The following is a 1,570-nucleotide window of genomic DNA, read 5'->3' on the forward strand; positions in this document are numbered from 1 at the left end:
CCCTCTCTGTCAACCTTGGATAAGGCACCGGGATCGTCCCGAATAGTGTCGTAGAGGGCGGGGAAGGAGTTCCCCTTGACGAACGCAGGAATGACAGGACTCAGCTCGACCGGGCAGGCTGTAGGGATGGAAGATGTTCCCGATCCCCAGGTTCCCGAGCGTGCTCGGCGGCGAACCTATACCGCCAAGTACAAACGCGACATTCTGACCGAGTATGAGAGCTTGAATCGGCAGGGCCGTGGGGCGCTGCTCCGCAGGGAAAAGCTGTATACCTCCTTGGTCAGCTCGTGGCGTGATCAACGAGACAAGGGGGTGCTGGCTGCCTTGGCGCGGCCCGCGGGAGCGCCGCCAGCCAGTGCGGCGGAGAAGGATGCAGCCCGGCTGCGGAAAGAGAACCTCCGGCTGTCGGGCGAGTTGGAGACGGCGAGGCAGGTGATCGCGATCCAGGGAAAACTCTCGGCTCTGTTGGATCAACTCTCGACCAACAGCAGCGAGACGAACACCGAGAAATAATCGACGCCACCATCACCGAACTTGTCCCGCTCGTGGGCACGCGGGACGCGTGCCTGGCCGTGGGCCGGTCGCGGGCGACGCACTACCGCCAACACCCGCGGTCACCACGGCCGCCGTCATCGCCGCGGCCCCGGCCGCAGCCGGCGAAGCAGCCGCGGGCACTGACCGAACTGGAGTGCGCCGCTGTTCTGGAGGTTCTGCGGTCCGAGCGGTTCGTGGATAAAGCGCCGGCGGAGATCCAGGCGATCCTCCTCGATGAGGGTACCTACCTCTGCTCCGTAGCGACGATGTATCGTCTGCTCCGTGCCCACGGTGAGACCGGGGAGCGTCGTGCTCAGGCCGCGCACCCGGCGCGCATCAAGCCCGAACTCATCGCGACGGGACCCAACATGACCTGGTCGTGGGACATTACGAAGTTGAAGGGTCCGGCCAAATGGTCGTACTTCCACTTGTATACGATCATCGACATTTACTCGCGGTACGTCGTCGGGTGGATGGTCGCGACCCGGGAGTCCGCCGAGCTCGCTGAGCGGCTCCTGTTCGACACGATCCAGAAGCAGAACATTCGCCGCGATCAGCTGACGATCCACTCCGACAACGGCTCCTCAATGGCGTCGAAACCCGTCGCGTTTCTGCTCGCCGACCTGGGCGTGACTAAATCGCACTCCCGCCCGCATACGAGTAATGACAATCCATTTTCGGAATCGCATTTCAAAATTCTGAAGTACCGGCCCGAGTTCCCCGACCGGTTCTCTAGTCTCGCCGAGGCACGCTCATTCTGCACCGAGTTCTACGACTGGTATAACCACGAGCATCGCCATTCCGGCATCGGAATGCACACCCCGTTCAACCTGCATCACGGCCGCGCACCCGCCATCCAGCACGCTCGCGCCCGCGTTCTCACGACGGCCTATGCCGCCCACCCGGAACGCTTCGTTCGGCATCACCCGACGCCACTAACGTTCCCGACCACGACCTGGATCAACGAACCCCTGAAGGCAGGAACGAACTCAATGACCACCTAAAGAAACTGACTCATAAAGGTTGACATCTTCCG

1 protein-coding gene is annotated in these 1,570 nt (G+C 62.3%); it reads left to right on the forward strand.

The annotated features are described in order from the left end of the window. Window positions 1-90 precede the first annotated feature (90 nt). A protein-coding gene (locus tag E3O11_RS15005; protein WP_373866172.1) for an IS3 family transposase occupies window positions 91-1,538 on the forward strand; the annotation gives its coding sequence in 2 pieces (ribosomal slippage) (window positions 91-448 and window positions 448-1,538; 1,449 coding nt in all). Window positions 1,539-1,570 lie beyond the last annotated feature (32 nt).

It is taken from the genome of Cryobacterium levicorallinum (assembly GCF_004402405.1).
Lineage (GTDB): Bacteria > Actinomycetota > Actinomycetes > Actinomycetales > Microbacteriaceae > Cryobacterium > Cryobacterium levicorallinum.